This window comes from Dyadobacter sp. UC 10 (assembly GCF_008369915.1).
Taxonomy (GTDB): Bacteria; Bacteroidota; Bacteroidia; order Cytophagales; family Spirosomataceae; genus Dyadobacter.
This window is the reverse complement of sequence record NZ_VSRN01000001.1, coordinates 5494534-5519988: the sequence shown is the minus strand read 5'-3', so window position 1 is coordinate 5519988 and position 25455 is coordinate 5494534. Positions and strand designations below refer to the sequence as shown.

Here is a 25455-nt window from a genome sequence, read left to right as displayed (position 1 = left end):
AATTAGCTGTAAAAACTTTGAGATACCGCCAATTTTTTGGATTTACCAGAGAAATGAGAATGCTATGACTTTTTGGTAAGCGCGTAAAAATGAATTTCAGTACGAAATTTAAAACCCAGCGATTCATAAACCTGGATCGCCCGTAGATTATTAGCTTTTACGTGCAGAAAAGGAATTTCCGAAGCATCCATAATGCGGCGCACCTGCCGCATTACCAGCTGGCGCGCAAACCCTTTGCCCAAATAACCAGGGTCGGTACAGACTGCGCTGATCTCGGCGAACCCCGGGACATGAAGCCGCTGGCCCGCCATTGAAATAAGTTGGCTGTCATTAAAAATACCCTCGTAGTGCCCAAAATCAATAGTTCGTGGTAAAAATGGACCAGGATTTGTGAGCTGCGTGAGCGCCAGCATCTGGGGTACATGCTTTTCCTCCAATGCTACCGGCTCGCCGCCTTCCGCAGCCTGCGGATATTCTTCCTGGAACAGCATCTGGTGCCCGGGAATACGCAGCACATTGGCCCAGGGGCCGCCGATGCTCATTTTTGTATTGCTTACCAAGATCACCGTATTGTCAAAAGGTACGGCGAGGTACAAATTGAGCAGGTTCTCCGGGGTAAGTTCGGCGAGAGCTACGAAAGGCGAAACGGCGGGAGCAAAACAGGCGGCGGCTCCGGATATGTGGCCGAGATGACCATTTTCAGTTTCAAGCGCATGCCAGACCGGGTTGTCCAAAATATGTTCCATTGGGGTGTCAGCGTTAGTCAAAAGTCGATAAAACAAACGAATTCGAACCTAATAACAAAAAAGCCCGGCCAAAACTGACCGGGCCTGCGCAGACTTGAGAGCATATCAGTACCTCAGACTTTTCAGGTATGCCATCGTTTGCGGCACCTGCGTAGCGTAGCTCGGACTTTCGTCTTCAATATAATAATGTTCGATAGCCGATTTTTTAGCTGCTTTCAGGATACCCGGTATATCCAGCTGCCCGGTACCCAATGCAACGTCGTTTGTCACCGGCGTACCGCCCGAAAGATTGCCCTCCACTCCTTTTCGCAGATCCTTCATGTGCATGAGCTTGAAACGTTTCGGGTATTTCAACAACAATGCGGCAGGGTCTCCACCCGGAAAAAATGCCCAAAGCACATCCAGCTCAAAGCTGACGTATTGAGGGTCTGTTTTTTGAATGATATAATCCATCAAAGTACCGTTTTCATGCTTTTCGAACTCGTAGCCGTGGTTATGGTAACAGAATGTGAGCCCGAATTCGTCTTTCAGTTTTTTGCCGATCGTATTAAAATCTGCAATGGTTTTGTCTGCCATTTCCAGCGTGAAAGGACCTTTATGAGGGATCCACGCCACCCGGACAAACTTAGCGCCGAGCGTTTTCGCATTTTCCCCTACCTGCTGCGTTTTGTTGAGCGCATCCTCATAACTCACCCCGAAAGACGAGCATTTCATTCCGCGTTCGTCCAGTAACTTTCTGAGTTCTGCGGCGGTTTTCCCAAACAGGTTTGAGAATTCCATGTCTTTAATACCCAGTTTTTGCAGGGTATCCAGCGTCGCCGCAGCGTCTTTTGCAAGGCTGGCACGGTAGGTATAGGATACCATTCCCGGCATCTGCGGGAACAATGGCTTTCCTTTTTGTGCAAAAAGCTGACCGCTTAGGAAAAAAGCAGAGGCTAACAACAGCAGGTTTCTGATTTTCATTTGTGTTTTGGTTAAACTTCCGGTGCCCTTGCTACTTCAAATGGTAACCCAAGGCATATACTGGTCAAGACGGCGATACGGGCTGATTTCCCTTAACAGAACCCGCGATTTGCTATTTCATTCTTTTGGCAATAGCCTCGAAACTGTCCATTAGCCTTCCTTTCAGCTTACCTTTAACCCTTATCAAAAACCAATTCTAAACGGAATCTTACTAATTTCAGGCCTTTCCTTTACCCGAATCTTATGAATTCCCCCAGTGAACAGAATTATATCGAGCAGCTATCCATCGATTGCGTCATTTTCGGATATCATAATCGCCAGCTGAAAGTACTTGTACCAAAGCTTAACTTCCACGGAGATTTCCGGGCACTACCGAGCGGTTTTGTGACTCAGCATGAAGATATTGACGCCGCTGCCGACAGAATCACCCGGCAGAGAACAGGTATGCAGGATATTTATCTCGATCAGTTTCATGTATTCGGAAAAGCGGGCCGGAGCAATGAGGCTTTTATCAAAAGACTGATCGAGCTTAACCAGGAGAAGCTGGCTGCAAAGGGTTTGAATAAAAAGGAATATGACTGGATAACCAAAAGATTCGTTTCAATAGGCTATTACGCACTCGTAGATATTAATAAGGTGACACCAGAGAAAACGAACATCGACGCCTCGATCGACTGGTATGATATCCGGCAGCTGCCACCTATGATCATGGACCATAACGAGATCGTCGCGAAGGCACTCGATAATCTTCGGGTCAATATGGACGAAAAACTGATCGCATTCAGGTTACTCGGGGAGACATTCACGATGAAAGAGGTCCAGGAGCTGTACGAAACTGTCTTCGACAAACCCTTCGCGCGAAACAACTTCCAGAAGAAAATCCTCGATATGAATGTGCTGGAACGGCTTGAAAAAAAATTCACCGGAGCCGCGAATAAAGCGCCGTTTTTGTACAGGCTTAGAGCTTAGAGAAAAGATTGTTTTAATTTTTTCGCCCTCGGTTACCAATCAAAACTTCCTACGTCTAAAGAAGGATAAAAATTGAGAAACAATTGTTTCCCAATAAAGAAACTTATACCTTTGAAATGGAAAAAAGATTTGATGTACAATTGCTGCCGGAGGCTGTTGCATTCCTGGAAGAGCTTGACGGGAGAGCGAGGGTAAAGATTTATTACAACATCAGAAAGTCACAATGCATATCTGATGTGGAACTCTTCAAAAAGCTCGACAAGCATATTTGGGAGTTCAGGACAATCTATAAAGGAATAGCGTACAGGCTGTTTGCATTTTGGGATCCGACTGCTGCCAGAGATACTGTTGTTATAGCAACACATGGTATTTTAAAGAAAACCAATAAAACGCCTCAGAAGGAAATTGAAAAAGCAGAAAATATCAGGAAACACTATTTAAAGGAAAGACAATGAAAGAATCTAAAAAAATGCTCAAAACCGTGTCTCTGGACACAATGATCGACAAGCACATTGGCGCGATCGGTACCGAAAAACGGGATGCTTTCGAAAATGAACTGCGGATAGAGTTGCTGGGAAACGCAATCAAAGCCGCGCGGCTTGAACGCCAGCTCACCCAGGAACAGCTTGGAGAGCTGGTTGGGGTTCAGAAGGCACAGATTTCTAAACTGGAAAATAGCGTTACCAATGCCCGTTTTGAGACGATATTAAAGGTTTTTGCTGCGCTGGGTGCAAGGGTTAAGTTTTCGGTGGAGATGATTGATTAATCTTTGTAAGCCACGTCTCTGACCAGTTTTTTCCCAAATTTACTGACCTCCACAAAGTAATTTTGTTTGATCACTCCGCGCTCAATCCACTTGGAAACTACCTGGGTGCTGACATTATATTTTTCAGCATATTCGGAGATTGTCAGCCAGGCAGTAAGCTCCAACACCTTTCCCTCGCTTACAATAGAGTCTTTGCCTTCCTGAATGAGCTGGTCAGCTCTTTTCAAAACATCGTCTACTCTGACTTTCTCCTTTGCACTTAAATTCGAGCTGATCATAATGATATGGTTTAAATCAACTATCCAGTTTCCGAACGATTTCAAGCAGGAAACCCAGCCGGGCCAATAATCCGTTGATCTGGCTTTCTGTGAGCCCGGCATCGTCTGAATCACGCAGTGCCTGCCTTATTGCAGCGACTTGCATATGAATAGCAAAAAGTAACTGCTTTCTATACCATTGAATAGTGGTGTAACTGAATAAAGATGACAAATGACACGCTACGTGTCAAATTAAATTTCGACAAACGAACAATCTTCTTGACATTTATTGGAAACGCTCCTACCTTTGCTAACATCGTTAGGTATTTTGAGAGATGGGCATCACGGAAAGAAAGATCAGGCAGAAAGAAAATATGCGGACCAATATCCTGGCAGTTGCATTGCGGCTGGTGAAGGAAGAGGGTTGGCAATCGTTGTCTATCAGGAAAATAGCTGATGCCATCGAATACAGCGTTCCGGTTATTTATGACCACTTCGCAAACAAAGAAGATATCCTTTATGAGCTCTCCCTCGACGGTTTCCGCCTTTTGGAACGGATACTCGAAAAGAATAAGCGTAACATCCGTGACCCCCGGGAGCTGCTCAAAGCGCATGCTGAGTCTTACTGGAACTTTGCTTTCAAAAACCCGGAATATTACCAATTAATGTATGGCCTTGGAATGCCCTGCTCCGGATCCGGAAAAGTAAAGCCAGAGCTGAATTGTTTTCGAAACCACATCGGAGAAGCGATTGAAAAAATTGTTACCGAAAAAAAATCCACCGATGATGAAACTTGCTTCAAAATTCATGCGTTCTGGTCGGTACTACACGGTTTAATCTCCATTATGATGATGCGCTGCTCGGATATCGACGATTCTACCATGAACAAAAAAGTGATGGATGACACAGTAGAAGCATTCATCAAAAACCTATAATTTTTTTCTTTTTAAGCTAACACTGTTAGCAATAATAACCTCACTACCCAATATAGTCCACTTTTATCACCACATCTACATATCCATGAAAAAGAACCAGTTAAACTTCACGCAACAAATTATAACCGGCTTTTTGATCGCAGCGTCCGTGGGCGGGCTGTACAGCTGCGGGTCCACGACCGCGAATGCGCCCGCAACCCCGCCACCCGCACAAGCTCTGCCCGTATTGACGGTAAGCGACCACCAGGTTACTGCGTACCGCGAATTCACCGCTTCGATCGAAGGCAGCCGGGACATTGAAATCAGGCCGCAGGTGGACGGTTACCTTGACCGCATTTCGGTAGACGAAGGCGCCTATGTAAAAAAGGGACAAACCTTGTTTCATATTGACGCAAGGCCGTACCAGGAACAATTGAACACAGCCAATGCGAGTTTGCAATCAGCGAAAGCGGCTTTGGAAAGTGCAGCCATCAATGTAGAAAAACTCACGCCGCTGGTAGCCAACAATGTAGTTTCCGATGTACAGCTTAAAACGGCAAAAGCGGCCCAGGACGCAGCGAGAGCCAATGTTTTGCAAGCACAGGCGGCTGTGGACGCGGCGAAGATCAATGTCGGATACACGTCCATTAAGGCACCGGCTGACGGATATATCGGTACAATTCCATTCAAAACGGGTAGTCTGGTTGGAAAAAGCACGATGGAAGCGCTGACGGTTTTGTCGGAAACAAAAGATATTCACGTTTACTTTTCAATGAGCGAACTGGATTTTCTTGAATTCAAAAAACAGTTTCCAGGTAATACGATCGAGCAAAAAATCAAGCACATCCCGGCTGTGGAGCTGCTGCTGGCAGATAACAGCGTGTACCCGCAGAAAGGAAAAGTCGAGATCGTGGAAGGACAATTTGACAAAACAATGGGGGCAATCAATTTCCGCGCAACCTTCCCGAATGTGAACGGACTGTTACGTTCAGGCAATACCGGTAGGATCAAAATCCCGCGCGAGCTAACCAAATCTGTGCTTATTCCACAGGAGGCGACCTTTGAATTGCAGGACAAAGTATTCGTCTACACCGTGCTCGACAGCAACAAAGTGGAAGGCAGGCCTGTGACGGTATCCGACCGCAGCGGTCACTACTACCTGATTTCGAAAGGCTTAAAACCTGGTGAGAAGATTGTTTACAACGGTCTTGACAGGCTTCGTGACGGAATGGCGATTGCGCCGCAGAAAATGTCCATGGATAGTCTGCTGATTGCCAACCCGATCTGACCAAACGCTCTGTTTTTCAGCTAAAAGTATGATAACCAATTCCGTAGCATTTCAAAATGCTACGGACCGGTATCCTCTGCACAAATAAAATTAACACCACAAGTCCCTTTTAACACCGGGGCAAAACATAGACTTTATGTTCCAGAAATTCATAGAAAGGCCTGTCCTTTCGACGGTTATCTCCATCCTGATATTACTGCTGGGGATCATCTCACTCACTACTTTGCCCATCACCAAATTCCCGGACATCGCGCCGCCGACCGTACAGGTAACCGCCGTATATCCGGGTGCGAACGCCGAAGTAGTAGCCCGCGCGGTGGCAACACCGATCGAGGAGGCTGTAAACGGGGTCGAGAATATGACTTACATGACCTCGTCTTCCAACAATGACGGCACCATGGCGCTGAATGTCTATTTCAGTCAAGGTACCGACCCGGATATTGCAGCCGTAAACGTCCAGAACCGTGTTTCCAAGGCGATCAGCCAGATTCCCCAGGAGGTGGTTCAGGCCGGTATCTCTACCCAGAAGCAGCAAAACAGTATCATCATGTTCGTTGCGCTTTCGAGCGAGGATAGTACTTATGACGAGACGTTTTTGTTGAATTATATTAAAATAAATCTGGTACCGCAGCTGCAACGTATACCGGGGGTCGGTCAGGCGCAGCCGTTCGGTACGCGCGACTATTCGATGCGGATCTGGCTCAAACCGGACCGCCTCGCAGCTTACGGATTATCACCACAGGAGGTAACTGCGGCGATTCGTGAGCAAAGTCTGGAAGCGGCCCCGGGGCGGCTTGGCGAGAGCAGCTCGCAGGTTTTTGAATATGTTTTGAAATACAAAGGGAAGCTTACCCAGAATTCGGAATATGAAGATATCATTATCAAAGCGAATAGCGACGGGTCGGTGATCCGGTTGAAAGACCTGGCGAGGGTTGAGTTTGGCTCCTATACCTATTCCTCCAACGGAAAACTGAACGGGGACGCTTCTTCTGGTGTGGCGGTATTTCAGACTGCCGGTACCAATGCAAACGAGATCCTGATCCAGGCAGAAGCGTTACTGGCTGATTTTGAAAAAACCCTTCCAAAGGGAATGAAAACGACCATTATGTACAACTCGAAAGACTTTCTGGACGAATCGATCGGGCAGGTACGAACAACGTTATTCGAAGCATTTATCCTCGTTTTTATCGTCGTATTCATCTTTTTACAGGATTTCCGTTCTACCCTGATCCCTGCGATTGCCGTTCCGGTAGCGATTGTCGGTACGTTTTTCTTCATGCAGCTTTTCGGTTTTACGATCAACTTCCTTACCCTTTTCGCATTGGTACTCGCAATCGGAATTGTGGTCGATGATGCGATTGTGGTCGTCGAGGCGGTGCATTCCAAAATGGAGCTGACGGGACTGCCTGCGAAACAGGCTACCACTGAATCGATGAACGAGATTTCCGGTGCGATCATTTCTATCACGCTCGTCATGGCGGCGGTGTTTGTTCCGGTAGGATTTATGCAGGGTCCGGCGGGGGTATTTTACAGGCAGTTTGCATTTACATTAGCCATTGCAATTCTAATTTCAGCGCTCAATGCCTTGACGCTGAGCCCCGCCCTCTGCGCATTGTTCCTGAAAAACCCGCATGCAGATGCACATGACCCGAATCACAAAAAAGGATTTTCGGCGAGGTTCTTTGCAGCATTCAATGCCGGATTTCAGACGATGACCGACCGCTATATTAAAAGTCTGCAATTCCTGATCCGCCAGAAATGGGTTACTATCGCAGGTTTGGTGATTATCACAGGATCGACACTTTGGCTTACCCAAAAAACCCCGACCGGATTTATCCCGACCGAAGACCAGGGCTTCCTGCTTTACGCGTTGAACACACCTCCTGGAAGCTCGCTCGACCGTACGCACAAGGCGATGGCGCAGGTGGACAGCATTGTCAAACAGTCGCCCATTTCCGACCAGCGGTATATTGTGGAAGGGATGAATATTATCTCCAATTCCAATGCGTCACCTTATGGGGTTGGATTTATTCGCATGAAACCTAAGTCGGAACGCGGCGAGGTTCAGGATTTCGATCAGATCGTGGCAATGATGTCGCAGAAAGTGAGGGCTGTGAACGACGCGAATGCATTCTTTTTCACCTTCCCTACTGTGGATGGTTTCGGTAATGTGAGTGGGTTTGAATTCATGTTACAGGATCGTGGAAACGGTTCTCTGGAGAAATTAAGCACCACCACCAACGAGTTTCTGGCTGCATTGATGAAGAAAAAAGAGATCGCCTACGCATTTACTACTTTCGCGACAGCTAACCCGCAATATATGCTGGAAGTGGACAACGCGAAGGCGAAACAGTTGAATGTACCTGTGAATGAACTGCTTCAAACTTTGCAGATCTATTACGGCAGCAGCTTTGTTTCAGATTTTAACCGTTTTGGTAAATATTACAGGGTTATGGCGCAGGCAGATGCTTCCTATCGTGCCGATCCTTCCTCTCTGAACAATATCTACGTTAAAAATACCGAGGGTGAGATGGTACCGGCTAACCAGCTGGTGAAGCTGAAACGCGTTTTCGGGCCGGAAACTGTGACGCGCAACAACCTGTACAATGCAGTGGCGATCAACGGAACGCCGAAGCCGGGTTACAGTACGGGCGACGCGATCCGCGCCGTGAAAGAAACGGCGGACGAGGTACTTCCCAACAATTACAAAACCGAATGGACCGGTATGACGCGCGAGGAAATCAATGCGGGTTCGCAGATATTGATCATTTTCGTGCTGAGCCTTGTATTCGTCTATTTTCTTCTGGCTGCACAGTATGAGAGCTATATTCTGCCGCTCGCTGTGATCCTGACCATTCCGCTCGGCGTGTTCGGCGTCATGTTGTTTATCAATTTCTTTGGTATTGAAAACAACATTTATGTGCAGGTCGGGCTGATCATGCTGATCGGATTGCTGGCCAAAAACGCGATCCTGATCATGGAATACGCGGTACAAAGACGCCGCGCAGGAATGAGTATTATCGAATCGGCGCTCGAAGCTTCAAAGCTGCGTTTAAGACCGATTTTGATGACCTCATTTGCATTCATTGTGGGATTGATACCATTGATGCGTGCAACAGGCGGCTCCGCTTTGGGTAACCGTTCGATCGGCACAGGCGCAGTCGGCGGGATGCTTACGGGTGTAATTTTCGGGATTTTTGTGATCCCGGTACTGTACGTGATCTTCCAGTATCTGCAGGAAAAAGTTGTCCCGAGAAAAAAGGAGGTCGAAGTGGAAGTATTGCACGATTAACAGAACGCCACTTTCAAACACCACGATTTCAATACCAGAAAAAAGATCATGAAATATATATTGAGTTTTAAAAAATTAGCGGTTTTCCTGTTGCTGGCGGCGGTTATCGCTTCCTGCAAAGTATCGAAGGATTACCAGCGCCCCGAGGTTGCCTTACCCGAACAGTTCCGGGAAGTAACAACTGCGGACACGGCTACCATTGCCGATCTGAGCTGGAAGACGTTTTTCCCGGATACTACCCTGCAGCGGCTGATTGAGCGGGGCATTACCTATAATTATGACTTGCAGCTGGCCGTCAAACGCATTGAAATCGCACAGAGCCAGGTAAAACAAGCGCGTTTCCTGCAACTGCCCCGCATTGATTTGCGCGCCACCGGCCAGTACAACCGGCCATCGAGCAACAGTTTGAATGGGCTCAGCGCAACTAATTTCCTGAAGTCCAATCATATTGAAAACTACATCATCAGTGCCGATCTGACCTGGGAGGCGGATATCTGGGGAAGGATCCGCAGGCAACAAGAGGCGACCCTGGGCGGTTATCTGCAAACTTACGAGGCAAGAAAAGCAGTGCAAACCAGGCTTGTTTCGGATATTGCAAAAGGCTTCTTGAATTTGTTAATGCTCGATAAACAGCTTGAAATCGCGAAGAACAATCTGGCATTAAGCGATAACACCTTAAAGCTGATTACATTACTCAAAAATGCCGGTGAGGTAACTTCTCTTTCCGTGCAGCAGGCTGAGGCACAGCGTGAGTCGATCGCGTTGCTGATCCCGCAGCTGGAACAGGATATTACCATCCAGGAAAATTCTTTGCAGATCCTGACGGGGCAAATGCCTGCGGCCATCGCCCGGAATGTGAAACTTTCCGACATGCAGATTAATAACAGCCTGGCGACCGGCGTACCTGCCGCACTTTTGAGCCGCCGCCCCGACGTACGCAGCGCCGAAATGTCGGTCCTGATCGCGAATGCGCAGCTGGGTGTAGCGCAGGCTAATATGTACCCGACGCTGGCGATCACTGCGAGCGGCGGTATCGAATCTTTCAGGGCCAGCAACTGGTTCAATATCCCGGGGTCCCTGTTTGGCATTGCCGCCGGAACAATAGCCCGGCCGATATTTGCAAGAAGACAACTGAAAACCGCCGTGGAAGTGGCGAAAACGCAACGCGAGCAGTCGGTGATCGAGTTTAAACAGTCGATATTGAATGCAGTCGGCGAAGTTTCGAATTCGCTCGTGCAAACCGCCAAACTGACCGAGCAGGATTCTATCGCGAACCACCAGGTCGAGATATTGCAGCAGGCAATAACCAATGCCCAGCTTTTGTATAAAAGTGATATGGCCAATTACCTCGAAGTGATCACCGCGCAGGGCAATGCATTGCAGGCCGAGCTGAACCTGGCATTTATCCGCAGCCAGTCGATGGTGGCGCGTGTAGAATTATACAGGAGCCTTGGCGGCGGCTGGCAGTAAGATTTTTTCATCAGCAAACAAAAATCCCGGATGCAGGTTACCGCGTCCGGGATTTTTTAATAATACAACATTAAAAGGCAGCTGCTATTTCAGCATGATCTTCTGCGGCTTGCCAAAAAGCATTTCCCCTACCCCGGATGTTTTCACGCCAAGCCTGGCAAAAACATAATCCCGACCAGCCAGTGCCGGCGAAAGTGTGGCGGTCAATGTAATTGATTTCGACAGGTCGGTAATATTCGCGGCGACCTCCTGCGCATTGCCTGCATTATTATTCGGGTCGACAATGGTTGTTGTTCCAATGTACAAATTCACCCTTTCGAGGTTGCGCGTACTACTAACCTGTTTGAGGTTGAAGGTAGCAGAAATCTTGCCCTCTCCTTTGGAATAGGTATCGTTTTCAAACACAAAATACGGCTGTACCGGCACATCCAGCTCCTGTGTGCCACTCAGCTGCACGTCGATCGTGTCGGTATTATCTACCCAGGGACCGTTTCCGCGCAGGCGCACCAGCTTGTAGTTTCCATCAAAAAGAGAGGCCGAAAAAGTCCCGTCCTGGTTAATATAAACAGGTATTTTGGTAAATAGCTGGAATCCACGCTGCCAAAGTTCGAGCTGGACACCATTGGAGCGTAAGCCAACGGGTTCGCCGTTGAATACCACGCGCCCCTTTAAGACCGACTTCGGTTCGGCCCGGTTATCTTTTTCACAGGAAGCCAGCAGGCCCGCAAGTGCAAGCAGTCCGAGCAGCTGCTTGGCAAATATGTTTTTCGTTTTCATAGGAATATCAATGAAATGGGTTCCGGACGATTTTGGGATTATTATCTATGACGATCTGTTCGATGGACGAATAGTAATTACCCATCTGAAAGAAACGCGGCGCGCGGAAACGGGGCGCTACCAGCTTGTCGAACACGTATTTGTTATGCGTTGGGTGGCCGGGACGAATCACACGGTAAGGATATAGCGCATAAATCACCGCATCGGGATTCGAGACATTTCCGTTCCATACTTCGTGCGCAATCCTCCAACGTTTCAGATCCCACACGCGGTGGTCTTCAAAAGCCAGCTCCACGCGCCGCTCATTTTGCAGCCGCTCGATGGTCAGTGTTTTCAGGCTGTTTTCACCAAAACCCGCACGTTCGCGAACCATGTTTACATATTTCAATGCATTGGCAGTTTTGCCCGTTTCCAGCGCAGCTTCGGCTGCATTCAGATAGATTTCACCCAGCCTGAAACGCACCCACCACATATCACTGCGGATACCACGCGTGCTGGACATCGCAGTCTGGTCTACATATTTCCTCAGATAAAAACCCGAGTTAGTCACCTCCGTCTGCGAGCGCTGCGGGCCCGATGAACCTGTGAGCAAGCCTCCGTCGTCGTAAGTAGCCCCCAGCGTGTTAGATTCTACATTCTGAAAACTGTTGGTTGCATTGTTCCAAACTTTCACACCTGCCTGGATCTGTACCGGCGTGCCGCGGAATGAGGTTCCGGGATAAATAACAGTGCCGTACAACCGGGCATCCTTATTTGCAAAAACACCCTGCAAATTATCGTAATAAATATAATCGGTGTTCGCCGCGTTCCTGGTTTTAAGCGTACCGGGTGTTCCGTCAAGGTATTCGTAATCCTCTACCAGGTTCAGAGAAGGTGTGATGGACGAGGATGAAAGGTTGTCTTCACGGACATTACGGGCAACGTTGTCATAAGTAAACCCATGCCTTTTGTCTTTACTTACTAAAAAGTCCTGCGCCAGAATAACTTCCGGATTGGCCGATTTTTTGGTAATCGCATCGTAAAAGTTCTCGCCCAGGTTCGGGTTGGTTTTATAGAGCATATACTTGCCGCTATTGATAATTTCTTCCGAAGCAGCCAGCGACTTCGCGTAATAATCTGCCGCCCGGGAAGCCGGAATACCAACTTCACCGCCTGGAGTGGAGATCGGCGAAGCCATGAGGTTATTGTACTTGGCAATGGAACCGGCATAAAGCATTGCACGACTTTTCAGTGCCATCGCGGTGAATTTGTTGGCGCGGGTGTTGCTGCCATCGTTGCCCAGTTGATCCTTGATCGCGTCGAGCTCAGAAGCAATGAAATCGTAGACTTCCTCTTCTCTGGCGCGAGGCTGCTGCAAATAAGAAGGATCACCATTGTAATCGTAAATCAATTGCTTCGTAACCAGCGGCACACCACCCATTCTTTTAACCAGATCAAAGTAAACCTGAGCCCTGAGAAAGCGGAGTTCTGCCGAAAACTGTACTTTCTGACCCGCAGATAAGGACGTTCCAAACGTTTCGATGTTTTCAAGAGCCAGGTTAATGTCCCTCACCAATACATAATCCCAAAGCCTCCACCGGTTAAATGCGTAGTTAACGATGTTATTGCGGGCATCGTCATTGTTAGACCACATTGCTTCGTCATAGGCCGCAAAGTCCTGCCAGCCTTCCTTATTGGGAATGGTATTGTCCGTTGTGGAGCCATGGTTTAGGTCGGTATGATAGGGCAAACGGTCGTAGTAGTTTGCCAATAAGCCGGTGATCAGCTTGGGATCATTCCAGATCTGTTCTTCGAGAATAATATGCTGCGGCTTCCTGTCGAGCCACTGCTCTGCACAGCCCGAGAGGATCAGGACAAAGCAGGCCAGGATATATTTTGTAAATCGTTGCATAACAAAATCGGATTAAAAATTGATGGTAAAACCGGCATTGAACAAACGCTGCTGCGGGTACACGAGCGCATTTCCGGAGGATATTTCCGGGTCGATCTCATACTTTTTCACATTGTCGATCGAGAACAGATTGCTCGCATTGACATAAATCCGCAAACCATTGCTTCCCAGTTTTTTGAATATCTTCTGATCAAAACTATAACCCAGCTCGATGTTCCTCAGGCGAATGTAGCGCACATTCGTAATCCAGAAATCGCTCTTCCGGAAATTCACGTGGCTCGAATTGTCTTTGCGGATCGCAGGGTAAGTGCCTGGTATCCATTCGCTTGTCGGATCAAACGGATCGGCGCGGTGCCAGCGGTCTTCGAGCATGAAATGCGGGGAAGTACCGTTGTTCTGATACGGTATTTTCAACTCCCACTCACGCTGGAAGCTTTGCAGCGAGGCGCCCGCAAAGTCGAAGAACAATGAGAACCCTTTATAAGCCACGCTGCCGTTCAATGCAAAACTTACGTAAGGGTTGGCCCGCTCCGCATAGCCGATCGGGCGCTCGTCGAGGTTGTTGATGATCCCGTCGCCATTTACGTCTTTGTAAATAAAATCCCCCGGCAGCTGCGTACGGTTCCCCTGCTCGTCGTTGTTAATCGGATGACTTTCAATTTGTTCCTGAGATTGAAATTGTCCTACGACCTGATAGCCCCAGTTGATATTCCCCCAGCGGTCGACGTACGAATCGCGGTATTCATTGTAGGAATTTCCAAAACGCGGTTTATAAAAATCGAGGTCACGCCGGCGGGATAAGGTGGCATTTGCGCTGATCGTATAATCCACTTGCCCTACATTGCTTTTATAGGTAAGCACACCTTCCATACCCCGGTGCGTGTCGCTGTTGAGGTTTTCATTTGGTAGCCCGTAACCCACTTCCGAAGGCAGCAGAACGTCATAGCGCGCGGCCGGCAAACCTTCTCTTTTTCGCTCAAAAATATCAAACTGCCCGCTCAGCTTACCGCCCAGCAACCCGAAATCAATACCCACGTTGGTCGAAATATTGGTGATCCAGGAAAGTGTGGTGATCGGCAGGCCGCGCGGTCTTACACCAATATTATATTGTCCGTTAAAAATGGCGCTTCCCTGCAAAAAATTGTAGCCTGGAAGATAGCTGAAAGGCGATACAATGAAAGGCTCATTCACGACGGTCGCATTTCTGTCACTGCCGGTGCGCCCATAAGAAGCCCTGATTTTCAGACTGCTCAACACATTTTCCAGCTTTCCTTTAAAAAACTCCTCTTCCGAAATCCGCCACCCTGCCGAAACGCCCGGAAAAAAGCCGAAACGTTTGCCCGGCGCATACAGAAACGAACCGTCATAACGCCCCACTGCTTCCAGCAGGTATTTCTGCTTGTAGTTGTAGTTGATCCGGCCAATGTACCCGGCACGGGCCTCCGTACTCCATTCGTCAATGAGCAGGTCCTGGTTCGCAAATGACATAAGCGGAATATAATTGTTGGGAGGTACCGTATGCACAACCAGGTAAGTATTCACATTATCCGACTGCTCGTAAGCCGCCACAGCCGACAGTTCATGATCGCCGAAACTCTTGTTGTAACTCAGTTGAAACTGTGCAAAACGATCGACAATATTGCGTTTACGGCGCTCGCGCCAAGGATTCTGGTTACCGCCGCCGGTCACTACATTGTAAGTATCGGTAGCTGCATCGTAATTGTATGCGTCATACGTATATTCAAAACCGTCAAAATCAAAGTTGTGGTACTGGTAAGAATAGGTACCTTTTGCTTTCAGGCCGAATGCAAAATCGTATTCCGCATAAAAATTACCTTTCACAACGCGCGTAATTTCATCAATATAACCCGTAATATCCCGCTTGTAAGTGGCCGGATTTACGTTCACATTATGCGTCTGGTTGATGTATTTCGGATTGTCATTTGCATACGGACGCTCGGTGGGCCACATGGTGAAAATACTGAGGAAGGGGTTGAAATAATCGTCCAGCCCTGGCACTCCGATCTGAAAACGGTCTTCAATGCGCCCGCTGATCTGCGCCCCTACTTTCAGCTTTTTAGTCACATACGACTCTACATTCGCCTGCACGTTGGTACGCTTGAAATTATAATCCCGGATCAATGCATCCTGGTTCAAATGTCCCACGGAAAGGAAGTAACTGATCTTTTCGGTACCACCGGACACATTGGCGTTCAATGAATATTGGGGGACATTAGGCCGCATTACCATTTTGTAGTAGTCAAAACTCTGGAACCCTTTTTCGGTCCCTACCCGCCATTTTTCCAGCTCCTCGGGGGTAATGGAAGGGGTACGTCCCTGGTTTACATCCGATTCCACCAATCCGCGCATATGCTGATATGCACTCGCTGGTTTTGGGTAACGGGTAAAATTCTGCAAACCGTAGTAGGCATTGATATTGATTTTCGCCGGTCCGTCGCCCGCCTTTCCGCGTTTGGTAGTAACCAGCACAACGCCGTTTGCCGCTCTCAAACCATAGATCGCCGCGGAAGCGTCTTTCAGGATCGAAATGCTTTCAATATCATTCTGCCCGAGGTTATTAAAGTTGGCCGCGTCGGAAGGTACCCCGTCGATTACATACAGCGGCGTGCCCAGGTTACGGATCTGTATGGAAGTAGCAGCGCCCGGTCGTGCGTCCGCCTTGCGCGCCGTGATCCCCTGCACCCGGCCGACGAGTGCATCCGAAGTACCGATGGAAGGGGTGCGTATCAGGTCGCGCGCCTGGATATTGCTCACTGCACCTGTCACGGCAGCCGATGATTGTGTTCCGTAACCAACCACCACTACTTCGGTAAGCTCCTCACTGCCAGGCAACAATGTCACGGAGAAGGAGGATTGGTTACCGATCGCGATGTCCTGGGAAGTGTAGCCGATAAATGAAAACGTGAGTGTTTCTGCCGCATCGTCTACGGTTAAACTGAATTGTCCGTCTGTGCCGGTAGTAGTACCTTTACTGGTACCCTTCACAATAATGCTGACGCCGGGCAGCGGACTATTCTTTTCATCTACCACCTTACCTGTCAGGGTCTTATCAATTTTCTGATGAAGGTAAGTCGATGTCATCCCGGACACCGGCGTCATGGCTGCAATGCCATGGATTTGCAGTATTCCCGTTACCGACAAGGCACAAAGCATTCTGCAAAATCCCTGGCGGGGATTTCGTCTGATTAGGTTCATAAATTTTAGTTTTTGATTACTGGTGAGAAATAAAGATTTGCATGCTGATTTGTTTGTTTATAAAATTTGTCAATAAAATACCAAGTAAAATCGGGCGTAATAATGCTGTCAGGGAGATTTTGAAAATCTATCTGTCAAGTATCAGAACGCCTGAAACCAATTGTCAGGCAATAAAAAAGACAATGCTGAAACCTACCGCTCAGCAATAAACGCAAACTTTTACCACATTACTTCAATCACACTTCGTTGACACACGCGTCAAATTTGTTCGGTTTTCACGATACAATTTTAAAGCAAAATAATGCTAAAAACATTCCTTGTTTTGATTAGTACTGACTGTATTTTGACACGTTTCAGAGCCCAATTTGTCAATTTGTTGTAAAATACGTCCAGAATGCTGTTTTCGCTGATAATCGAGCCGAAGGCGTAACTGTAAACAAAAACGGGCGGGAAGGTCAACCCTTCCCGCCCGTTATATGGCAATCAAAATTCATGTTTGTTGCTTCAACCTTTATATCTCGCAACGATGAAATACTTAACCTTACCCTGTTCCAGATGAATTTGCACATCTTCATAAATCCCGGGCTGAGGCACGTAGCGGAAGTACCACTGCGGCGAGGCTGCCATCATCGGATCGAATGCGGTCGAAAGGTCTTTTGTCAACAGCGTGATGCGCTCAAACTTGTTGGCGTAAGATTTATCGCCTTTGATCTTATTTAGTTTTTGGTACAGAACATCTGCCGTATCGCCCAGCCGGATAGATGAAGAAGCATTTTTTTTCAGCGGCCACTGGTCCAGGTACCGCCCGCTGTTCAGGTGAAGGCTGCTCACCACTCCCGATTTTATACCGATTTGCACACCTGTGTCGGTGCCAACCTGCTCGTCGAGAAATACGTAAGCGTATAAGCTTAGGCGACCATCGATCTGGCTCAGGTCAGTAGCAATGTTGCTGACTATATTCGCGTACTCCACTCCCATCTTCCTCATTTCCTGAATGTTATCATAAGCACTGACAGCGTCCGAGTTGATCTTAAGCCCAAGATGCTCGCCAATGGTAATGCTGTCGCGGCTGACGAGCTCAGGCCAAACCGGATCGACGATGGGCTTCGGCAAATCCGGCTCGGCGTTCATACAACTGCCCAAAATGAGTGGAAACACAAATGCGGTGAAGACTTTTTTCATAGGTAAAGAGTTTCGGTAAATCAATACCTGGCAGATGTGTTTCCACTGCATTTGGTTGTAACCGGCGAGGTACTTTTGGATTTGGTGCTGGGTCGGAAGTGGGTCGGGATGGGTCGAGGTGGGTCGAAATGGTTCGAAATGGGTCGGGGTGGGTCGGAGTGGTTCGGGGTGGGTCGGGATGGGTCGAGGTGGGTCGAAATGGTTCAAAATGGGTCGGGATGGGTCGGGGTGGTTTAGAATTAACTGGTCGAATTCAAACAATAGCCCAACAATTCCCAAAAACATCGATCAACATCCTAACAAAACCGATCAACATCGAACAACATCGAACAACACCCATCAAAATCGAACAACATCGAACAACACCCATCAAAATCGATCAAAATCAAACAACACCCATCTACCCCGCCCCCCTACCCCGCTGCATCAACGCGCTTCCGAAAACCTCCCCAGCGCCTGTTCTACCGATTCGAGGAAGTTGACCTGCCTGGATTTATTACTTTCAAAAATAAAGTCCTGCACACTTTTGCTGCTGTAAACACTGAAATCCCCTATGAGCGCCAGCCCGACGCGGTAGTTTGAAAACTTTTGTAATACCTCTCCTGCTATTCCGTTTTTGAGGTCGAAAAAATCGGGAGAAACGTTTTTGACTGATAATATGATTTTATCGAAACCTTCATAATAGAGATTGCCAAGCAATTGGAGCCCGTCGTCGGCAGTTTTGAGAATGATTTCTTCTGAAATAACCTCGGCTATCTTCGTTTCATTGACTACATGTGTTTTAACCTGCATTTTTCAAGTGATTAGATTGATGGTTACCAGCGCCAAATCTACATAAATCGTCCCTTTTAAGCAGAAACGGATTTCAGCCGGCCAGCTTTGAAACACTGGCCGGCTGCTCTCCTATTGGCGGCTGACCCGGTAGATGACGCCGTTGGTATCGTCAGAAAATAGCAGTGAACCGTCCGCATGTACCGTCACGCCCACCAATCTCCCGAAGTGTGCCCGATTGTTGTCAACTATAAATCCGGTCACAAAATCCTCGAACCTCGCAGGCTTTCCATTCTCAAAATGCATACGTACGATCTTGTAACCCACCGGAGTGCTCCTGTTCCATGACCCGCGCATGGCGACAAACGCATCATTTTTGTATTCTGCCGGGAACATCACCCCGTTGTAGAACGCCATGCCCATCGGGGCCGAGTGTGCCTGGTAGGTAAGTGCGGGCAAGATGGCTTTTTGAAGATACTGGCTGTAGGTAGTGTCACCCTTTGGCCTGTCGCCGGGGTTATATTTCCCCTCTCCGTAAATGTAAGGCCAGCCATAATCCGCCCCCTGCTTGATTTGGTTTACTTCCTCCTTTTGTTCGTCATCGCCCAGCCAGTCAATGCCGTGGTCCATTCCCCACAACTCTTTTGTTTCGGGATGCCAGCCAAAGCCAATGGTATTCCTTAGTCCTTTAGCAAACACTTTTCTGCTCGACCCATCTTCCTCTGCGCGCAGGATCGTTGCATTTTCGGGATTGGGTTCGGGGCAGGAATTGCAGGTGCTGCCTACTGTCAGATACATTTTACCATCTGGGCCGAAACCAATCGTCCGGTTCGGATGCTGGCCGCCGTCCGGCAAATCGCTGATCAGCATTCGCGGCTGACCGAGGGTACCATCGCTATTTAAGTCCGCTACGTATACCTCGTTTACAGCCACCATGTACATTTTGTTTTTGTGGATGGTCAGTCCATGTACATGCTTGATATTCGCCACTGTTTTAATAATCTCCGCCATGCCGTCATTATTGGCATCATGCAGCATCAGCACAATGCCGGCCTCTCTATCCGATGCATAAACGTGGCCACCGGGAGCGGCTACAATGATCCTTGGCTTACCCAGCTTCCCGGCAAACTTGCTGATCCTGAAACCTGACGGAACTCTCAGCTGGGCAATATTGGCGTCGGTAGCTGGCTGAACTGCGGGATAAAAAACATAACCTCTGATCTCACTGGATGTAGGCTCTTTATCAGTTTCAGGGATTATCGATTCCCACAGGTCGTTGGCCTCCTTACATCCTGACAGCATAACTGCCGCCATGAAAGTCAGTCCAAAAAATGATTTGAAAGGATAGTTGGTTTTCATTTTGCTTCTCTTTCTGTTTGGTGATGATGATAATAAATGCAGGTGTTTCTAAAGTGACCGACCTGTTAAAAAAGGTGTACCAATGCAGCAAACTGAAATACGCTTTGCGCTCCGGGTGAGAGGTTGGAATGATCTTTTTGCCTCCCTGGTATATTCACCTTCAACAAATGGCTGCAAAAAAGAATATTGACAAAAAACAAGTGACAGCTTTCAGCGACTATCTGATGAGCCGGCGGGAAACATTGCTCAATAACTGGCGTCAGCGGTGCGCCCAGGACGGGCAGTTGACCAGCAAAAGCAGTTTTACGAGAGAAGAATTCAATGACCAGGTTCCCGTACTGCTCGATATTTTGACCCAAAGACTGAACGGCGAAAAGCCCAGGTACGACCCCATCATGACGGCCAATGAACACGGGCTGCACAGGTGGCAATCGGGTTACGAACTTCCCGACCTGATTGTGGAGCTGGAACACCTGTTCGCAATCCTGCATGAGGAAATAGATGCTTTTCAGCAAACCCAAACCGATTTAAGCCCCGCGGCACTCGCCAAAATATACCGGGAAATTCACCGGATCTATTCCGAGTCGTGCCGGGGTAGTATCGTCTACTATAACGAACTCCGGCAAACCACCGCAGCCGAGCAGGCGGCCCGGCTGCAAAATGCATTGGATCAGCTTCAGGAACTGGCAAAAGTCAGAAACGAGCATCTGAGACATAGTTCGCACGACCTGCGATCCAGCTTCAGCGTACTGCTCATGTCATCCCAGCTATGGCAGCTGAACGTAACCGACCTGGAAAGGACGGAGCTGATCGGAATGCTAAACAGGAACCTGACTTCGATCCGGGATATGCTTCTGCAGTTAACCGATTATGCAAGGATCGAGGCGGGACAAGAGACCCTTATTATCAAAAAATTCGATGTAGCTGCATTGATCGGAGAAACTGCAGAACTTATCCGGCCAACTGCAAATGCTAAAAAACTGGATCTGAATGCAGAGGGACCAGCGCCGTTTATGATTGAAAGCGACCGGGTACAAATACAGCGTGTACTTCAGAATCTGCTATATAATGCTGTTAAATACACAAAACAAGGTAGAATTAACATCACCTGGACGAAGGAAAACGATTCGCGCTGGGTCCTGAGCGTACAGGACACGGGCGAGGGATTTGCAGAAAATTCACCGGCGGGACTACTGGCCGAGCAGCTGAAACCCTCTGCCCATTCGACCGCTATTTATCAGCAGATACCCGAGAAACCGGCTCCGACAATGACCAGCGAGAACGAGAAAATCGACATGAAAGAAAGCGAGGGCCTCGGGCTTTTTATTGTAAAAAAGATCTGCGAGCTAATGAAGGCCAGTATGGACATTGAAAGCAACCCGGGATTCGGCACCCTTGTCAGGATTCGCTTCCAGATCAATCAGGAGCAGAACAAGCAGGTGCAGTGAGGGCTGCATTGCCGCTTGCAAAAAGTCAAATTACTATTGGAATTTGCGAATAATAAATATTGTAATAACTTGCCGCCACTTAGCTCGTCAATGAGCTGTATCTGCATAATTACCTTTTAGGTTTGCCGGATTTGGCAGCCATCGTCCGGTCAAACGGACTTACTCAAACTACTACGTTCTTCATAGCTTTTCTAACGGTTTCAGAATTACCGTTGGGATCGGCGTTTTGCATCGCCTGTTTTGCCTCAGCCAGGCATGGTGCCTGGTTGTAAACTATAATGCTATGAAAAAAGAACTTTACAAAATCTACCGTCTACTGCCCAGGCTTTACCCATCCTACACGCGTTCGGGCTGACATCTCCTATTTTCCTGATTATACACCTCCGGCATTTTCATGCTGGCAGCTATCACTATGTCTTAACAATACCTTCCATGAAAATGAAAATCCTTTCAGCATTTATTGTCTTTTCAATCGTTTGTTACACAACCAGCAGTTCAGCACAAATTAAAATACCCGACGACAGCGTCAAATATATTGGCAAGCCGATGTTTTCGCTATCTGCCCAGGAACACATTCCGCAACCTCCCAAGACAGTTCAGAGCCCCAACGCGGCAACATTAGGATCTTACGGCGAAATCGCAGTTTCGCCCTATACGGGCAAAGCCAATATTTCCATTGACTTGCATGCGGTGAGCGACGGAAATATCCAAATCCCCATCTCCCTGCAATATGATGCAGCCGGCGTCAGGCCTGACGTCCATCCCGGGTGGACGGGCCTCAACTTCGGGCTTTCAACCCACTATTCGGTTACGAGAATTGTCAAGGATGGTTATGATGAATTTATCCCAATTTTGGGAATAGAAGATCAGCCCGGTTTTATGAATGTCGGCTCCTATATTAATGGGAATACCTGGGCACTTCCTTCTGAAATTCAGAAAGTGGCGTCTATGCTTAAACCGCAAAACTGGTTCCTCGACACGGAACCGGATGAGTATGCTTTTAATGCCCCTGGGCTTTCCGGAAAATTTTATCGTGGAAGTGATGGAAACTGGAAAATCCAATGCGACAGACCTGTTGTCGTGGAAGTGATCGTAACACCAAATATTCACCTATATACACCTTTTACCGCACCCACTGGTATTAAAGATGGCAATGTCTGGGCTAACAATAATCTAGGCAGATACATGGAGCATTTCCAGGGGTTTAAGGTTACCGATGAATATGGCACCCAGTACATTTTTGGCGGCAGTGATATGACGTGTATGGAGTATAGTATCGACTTTTTTGATCAGGGAAAAGATACCTGGGTGTGCAATGCCTGGTACTTAAAATCGATTGTCAGGCACACTGGGCAAGTGATCAATTTCATATATGAACGCGGGGACTTTGTAAACCAGATGTACTTTTCGGTCTATAACAAAACGTCAGGTATCAACGGAGGCAACAAGTTTGGTTGTGAAAACTGGTCATCTCTCATCAACCAATATGGCCCATACACGGGAAAACTTATTTCACCCATTTATTTAAAGGAAATTTCTGCCGACAATTTCAAGGTTAAATTCCTTTCCACTGAGAGCACAGAACTTCGGTACACCAACGACATTTTTACTACCTATGAAAGCAAGAAAATCCTCGACGGATATTCCAAACTCGATTTTTTGACATTTCTCTATGATTGTTACCCGGCTAACTATCCGAATGGCTGTGGAAATCCTACACTGGCACAGCTGCTGGCCAAATTGAAGTGGCGTAAACTTGATAAAATACAGATCCAAAATGGCTCCGGCAGCACCATCAAGGAGTTTGAGTTTATTTATAATAATGTAGCAACCGAAAGATTAATGCTACTGAAAGTGCAGGAAAAAAGTGGCTATAATGCCTCGAAGCTGCCGCCTTATGAATTTGCATATTTTTCGAATGGCTTCACACTGCCCGGATATGGTAAGTCGCATACAGACCATTGGGGTTACAATAACGGGAAGCTGATCAATGTGGCAAGCGATTTTACCAATTTTGCTAGCTACGGCACCACCCATCGCAGCCCAGCCCAGCTTGAAGGGCATCTGCGCGTTGGATCATTGACACAAATCAAATATCCAACCGGTGGTATAACCAAGTTTCGGTTCGAACCGCACAAATACGCAAAGGAAGTAAAATTGAAGCGGTGGGAAGGCGAGGATCCTTTCGGTGCCAACCAAATAGCAGGTGGTCTCCGCATCAAGGAAGTGCATTCGTTTGATCCTGGGTTAGCAATCCCGACCGTCATCAAAAAATATTTCTATCTGGCCACTTTCAACGCGACGAATCCCGATACATCAGCTGCGGCTTTGTCCAGCGGCGTACTTGGCGGAAAAGCCCAGTATTACTGGCCCGATTACAAACCTCTTCCCGGTGATACTAATATCACGGTTGAAGAAGACATATTTTCTACCCAATCGGTCCTGCCCGCTTCGGAAAATTCAATGGGTTCGCATATAGGGTACTCGCAAGTGGTCGAGCGATCTTCTACGGAGGGCTGGATTGTCCATAAATTCTCCAATTTTGATAATGGATACCGTGACGAGGCCCCCTCAGGCTTCTTGCAGCCGAGCACGACTCCCTACCAGCCGTACAACAATAAAGCTTTCACCCGCGGGAAGCCACTTTCGGAAGAGCACTTTTTTCAAAATGGGAACATTGGCTCGAAAATAACACACCTTTATAATTTGGTCGGATCTATCAACGAGTACACGGCCAGATCAGTCAAAACGCAGTATACGCCACTTTGCAACACTGCAAATATTGTTTACGAAGGAACTGCCTATATCATCGATTGCAGAAAGTTTCTGCCCACTGAGATAGCCACATATCATTACGATCAGGACAATCCGGCGGCACTGGCAGCTTCCGTCAGAAGTTTAACTTACTGGCCTAACGGCCAATTGTACATTGCTGGTCAAAGCGACAGTAAAAGCCGAACAATCAAAACCTGGTACAAGTACGCACCGAATTTGGCCGATGCAATCAGTACTGCTATGGTTGCAAAAAACATCGTCGGTCCTGTGCGGGAGATTTTCAATTACACCGGTACCGAAGCTGCGCCGAACCCTATCAAAACCACTTCCATTGTATACGATCTCTTCTCCGGCGCTTACCAGCCGCAGAAAGTCATGACCAAACTGGCAAATGCCGCATTTTTCAATACGGATATCGAATTCCTTTCCTATGATGCCCGGGGTAATCTGCTGACCTATAAAAAACAAAACGGGCCTGTGAACAAGCTGGAATACTACGGGCCCGCAGACGCAGGAAAAGTGGATATGCTCAAGAAAAGTACCGTTGCCGATGGTATCCCCGTCAGCCAATCTTCCATATTCAATTACAAGCCGGCAATCGGTGTTGAGACCATCCAGGATGCGAACGGGAAAGCAATCTTTTATGAGTACGACAATTTTAACCGGCTGAAAAACGAGCGGTCCGCCAATGCCGCAGGTCCAGTGAGGGTATCCTATTGTTACAACTATGCCGGTCAGGTAGTGGACTGTGCATCCCTTTCACCGACCGGCGCAGTTGCTGCGCCACCGCTGGTTTTGATTGCCGAATCCGCTCTTCCGGTAACATTGATTGAATTTCTTGCCGTCGGCAGGGAAAACCAGGCATACCTGTCCTGGACAACTTCCACTGAAACCAACAGCGATCATTTCGATATCCAGCGCAGCGCCGACGGAAAACAATGGCAATCAATAGGCCATGTGCCTTCCCATCAAGAAAGCCTGACGGAAGAGACTTATTCCTTTGTTGACTACAACCCGCTAACCGGTGAAAATCTCTACCGACTCAAAATGGTCGATCAGGATAGCACATTTGCGTTCAGCCGAATTCAAAGCCTGTCTTTCGACGGTGATAGTAAAGTGAAGCTCTACCCAAACCCACTCACGGTGAGCAACATTTTAAACATTAGCACGGATGAACCGGAGAAAATAACCGGAGTAGCTGTCCATGATTTAAACGGGAAACAGGTTTTACAAACAAAATGGAAGCCTGCCATTGACATTCAAAATCTGGCTTCCGGGCTTTACCTGCTGCAAATCTCCTACACGGACGGCACCGTGAGCAGTCACCGGATCGTAAAGCAGTAAATTTTAAATACACACTAATGCTCCAAA

General features: G+C 47.8%; 19 protein-coding genes. 9 read left to right on the top strand and 10 right to left on the bottom strand.

Annotated features, from left to right (window positions below):
* Window positions 1–62: 62 nt before the first annotated feature.
* Both FXO21_RS22895 and FXO21_RS22890 read right to left on the bottom strand, forming a co-directional pair.
* Window positions 63–746, bottom strand: coding sequence for a GNAT family N-acetyltransferase (locus tag FXO21_RS22895; RefSeq protein WP_149642263.1), 684 nt, complete (start codon window positions 744–746; stop codon window positions 63–65).
* A gap of 105 nt (window positions 747–851) precedes the next feature.
* Window positions 852–1709 carry a sugar phosphate isomerase/epimerase family protein gene (locus FXO21_RS22890; protein WP_149642262.1) on the bottom strand — a complete coding sequence of 286 codons (858 nt, stop codon included), beginning with the start codon at window positions 1707–1709 and terminating at the stop codon, window positions 852–854.
* Between the two features lie 243 nt (window positions 1710–1952).
* On the opposite strand from FXO21_RS22890, the gene FXO21_RS22885 reads away from it, so the two are divergent.
* The 3 genes from FXO21_RS22885 (at window position 1953) to FXO21_RS22875 (ending at window position 3444) form a co-directional block, all read left to right on the top strand.
* The gene (locus FXO21_RS22885; protein WP_149642261.1) at window positions 1953–2678 is read left to right on the top strand and encodes an NUDIX hydrolase; all 726 of its coding nucleotides are present in this window, start codon (window positions 1953–1955) and stop codon (window positions 2676–2678) included.
* 116 nt (window positions 2679–2794) lie between these two features.
* On the top strand, window positions 2795–3133 hold the full coding sequence (locus FXO21_RS22880; protein WP_149642260.1) for a type II toxin-antitoxin system RelE/ParE family toxin: 339 nt from the start codon (window positions 2795–2797) through the stop codon (window positions 3131–3133).
* Entirely contained in the window at window positions 3130–3444 is a 315-nt protein-coding gene (locus FXO21_RS22875; RefSeq protein WP_149642259.1) for a helix-turn-helix transcriptional regulator, read from the top strand. The genes FXO21_RS22880 and FXO21_RS22875 overlap by 4 nt, the downstream gene beginning before the upstream one ends.
* Here FXO21_RS22875 and FXO21_RS22870 read toward each other — a convergent pair.
* Both FXO21_RS22870 and FXO21_RS29015 read right to left on the bottom strand, forming a co-directional pair.
* Entirely contained in the window at window positions 3441–3722 is a 282-nt protein-coding gene (locus tag FXO21_RS22870; protein ID WP_149642258.1) for a hypothetical protein, read from the bottom strand. The two genes, FXO21_RS22875 and FXO21_RS22870, sit on opposite strands and share 4 nt — an antisense overlap.
* A 16-nt stretch (window positions 3723–3738) precedes the next feature.
* A complete protein-coding gene (locus FXO21_RS29015) occupies window positions 3739–3933 on the bottom strand; it encodes a hypothetical protein (protein ID WP_225865812.1) in 195 nt (64 codons plus the stop codon).
* A 103-nt stretch (window positions 3934–4036) separates the two neighbouring features.
* On the opposite strand from FXO21_RS29015, the gene FXO21_RS22865 reads away from it, so the two are divergent.
* From FXO21_RS22865 to FXO21_RS22850, 4 genes are all read left to right on the top strand, one after another.
* The gene (locus tag FXO21_RS22865; protein ID WP_149642257.1) at window positions 4037–4636 is read left to right on the top strand and encodes a TetR/AcrR family transcriptional regulator; all 600 of its coding nucleotides are present in this window, start codon (window positions 4037–4039) and stop codon (window positions 4634–4636) included.
* 85 nt (window positions 4637–4721) lie between these two features.
* Entirely contained in the window at window positions 4722–5903 is a 1182-nt protein-coding gene (locus FXO21_RS22860; protein WP_149642256.1) for an efflux RND transporter periplasmic adaptor subunit, read from the top strand.
* 136 nt (window positions 5904–6039) lie between these two features.
* Complete coding sequence (locus FXO21_RS22855; RefSeq protein WP_149642255.1) at window positions 6040–9195, top strand: efflux RND transporter permease subunit; 3156 nt, start codon at window positions 6040–6042, stop codon at window positions 9193–9195.
* A gap of 48 nt (window positions 9196–9243) precedes the next feature.
* On the top strand, window positions 9244–10665 hold the full coding sequence (locus FXO21_RS22850; protein ID WP_149642254.1) for an efflux transporter outer membrane subunit: 1422 nt from the start codon (window positions 9244–9246) through the stop codon (window positions 10663–10665).
* A gap of 84 nt (window positions 10666–10749) precedes the next feature.
* Here the strand turns inward: FXO21_RS22850 and FXO21_RS22845 are convergent, their stop codons facing one another.
* The 6 genes from FXO21_RS22845 to FXO21_RS22820 form a co-directional block, all read right to left on the bottom strand.
* A complete protein-coding gene (locus FXO21_RS22845; RefSeq protein WP_149642253.1) occupies window positions 10750–11442 on the bottom strand; it encodes a DUF3823 domain-containing protein in 693 nt (230 codons plus the stop codon).
* 7 nt (window positions 11443–11449) lie between these two features.
* Window positions 11450–13333 carry a RagB/SusD family nutrient uptake outer membrane protein gene (locus FXO21_RS22840; protein ID WP_149642252.1) on the bottom strand — a complete coding sequence of 628 codons (1884 nt, stop codon included), beginning with the start codon at window positions 13331–13333 and terminating at the stop codon, window positions 11450–11452.
* A 12-nt stretch (window positions 13334–13345) separates the two neighbouring features.
* Entirely contained in the window at window positions 13346–16453 is a 3108-nt protein-coding gene (locus FXO21_RS22835; RefSeq protein WP_225865921.1) for a SusC/RagA family TonB-linked outer membrane protein, read from the bottom strand.
* Window positions 16454–17053: 600 nt separating this feature from the next.
* Window positions 17054–17731: a hypothetical protein gene (locus tag FXO21_RS22830; RefSeq protein ID WP_149642251.1), complete on the bottom strand. Its 678-nt coding sequence runs from the start codon at window positions 17729–17731 to the stop codon at window positions 17054–17056.
* Between the two features lie 426 nt (window positions 17732–18157).
* Window positions 18158–18523 (bottom strand): DUF4180 domain-containing protein, encoded by a 366-nt coding sequence (locus FXO21_RS22825; protein WP_149642250.1) that lies wholly within the window; start codon window positions 18521–18523, stop codon window positions 18158–18160.
* Window positions 18524–18634: 111 nt separating this feature from the next.
* Window positions 18635–19861, bottom strand: a complete 1227-nt coding sequence (locus tag FXO21_RS22820; protein ID WP_225865811.1) for a PQQ-dependent sugar dehydrogenase — start codon at window positions 19859–19861, stop codon at window positions 18635–18637.
* A gap of 167 nt (window positions 19862–20028) precedes the next feature.
* Between FXO21_RS22820 and FXO21_RS22815 the strand changes: the two genes are divergently transcribed.
* Both FXO21_RS22815 and FXO21_RS22810 read left to right on the top strand, forming a co-directional pair.
* Window positions 20029–21309, top strand: coding sequence for a sensor histidine kinase (locus FXO21_RS22815; protein ID WP_192579303.1), 1281 nt, complete (start codon window positions 20029–20031; stop codon window positions 21307–21309).
* A gap of 432 nt (window positions 21310–21741) precedes the next feature.
* Window positions 21742–25428: a T9SS type A sorting domain-containing protein gene (locus FXO21_RS22810; RefSeq protein ID WP_149642248.1), complete on the top strand. Its 3687-nt coding sequence runs from the start codon at window positions 21742–21744 to the stop codon at window positions 25426–25428.
* Window positions 25429–25455: the final 27 nt, after the last annotated feature.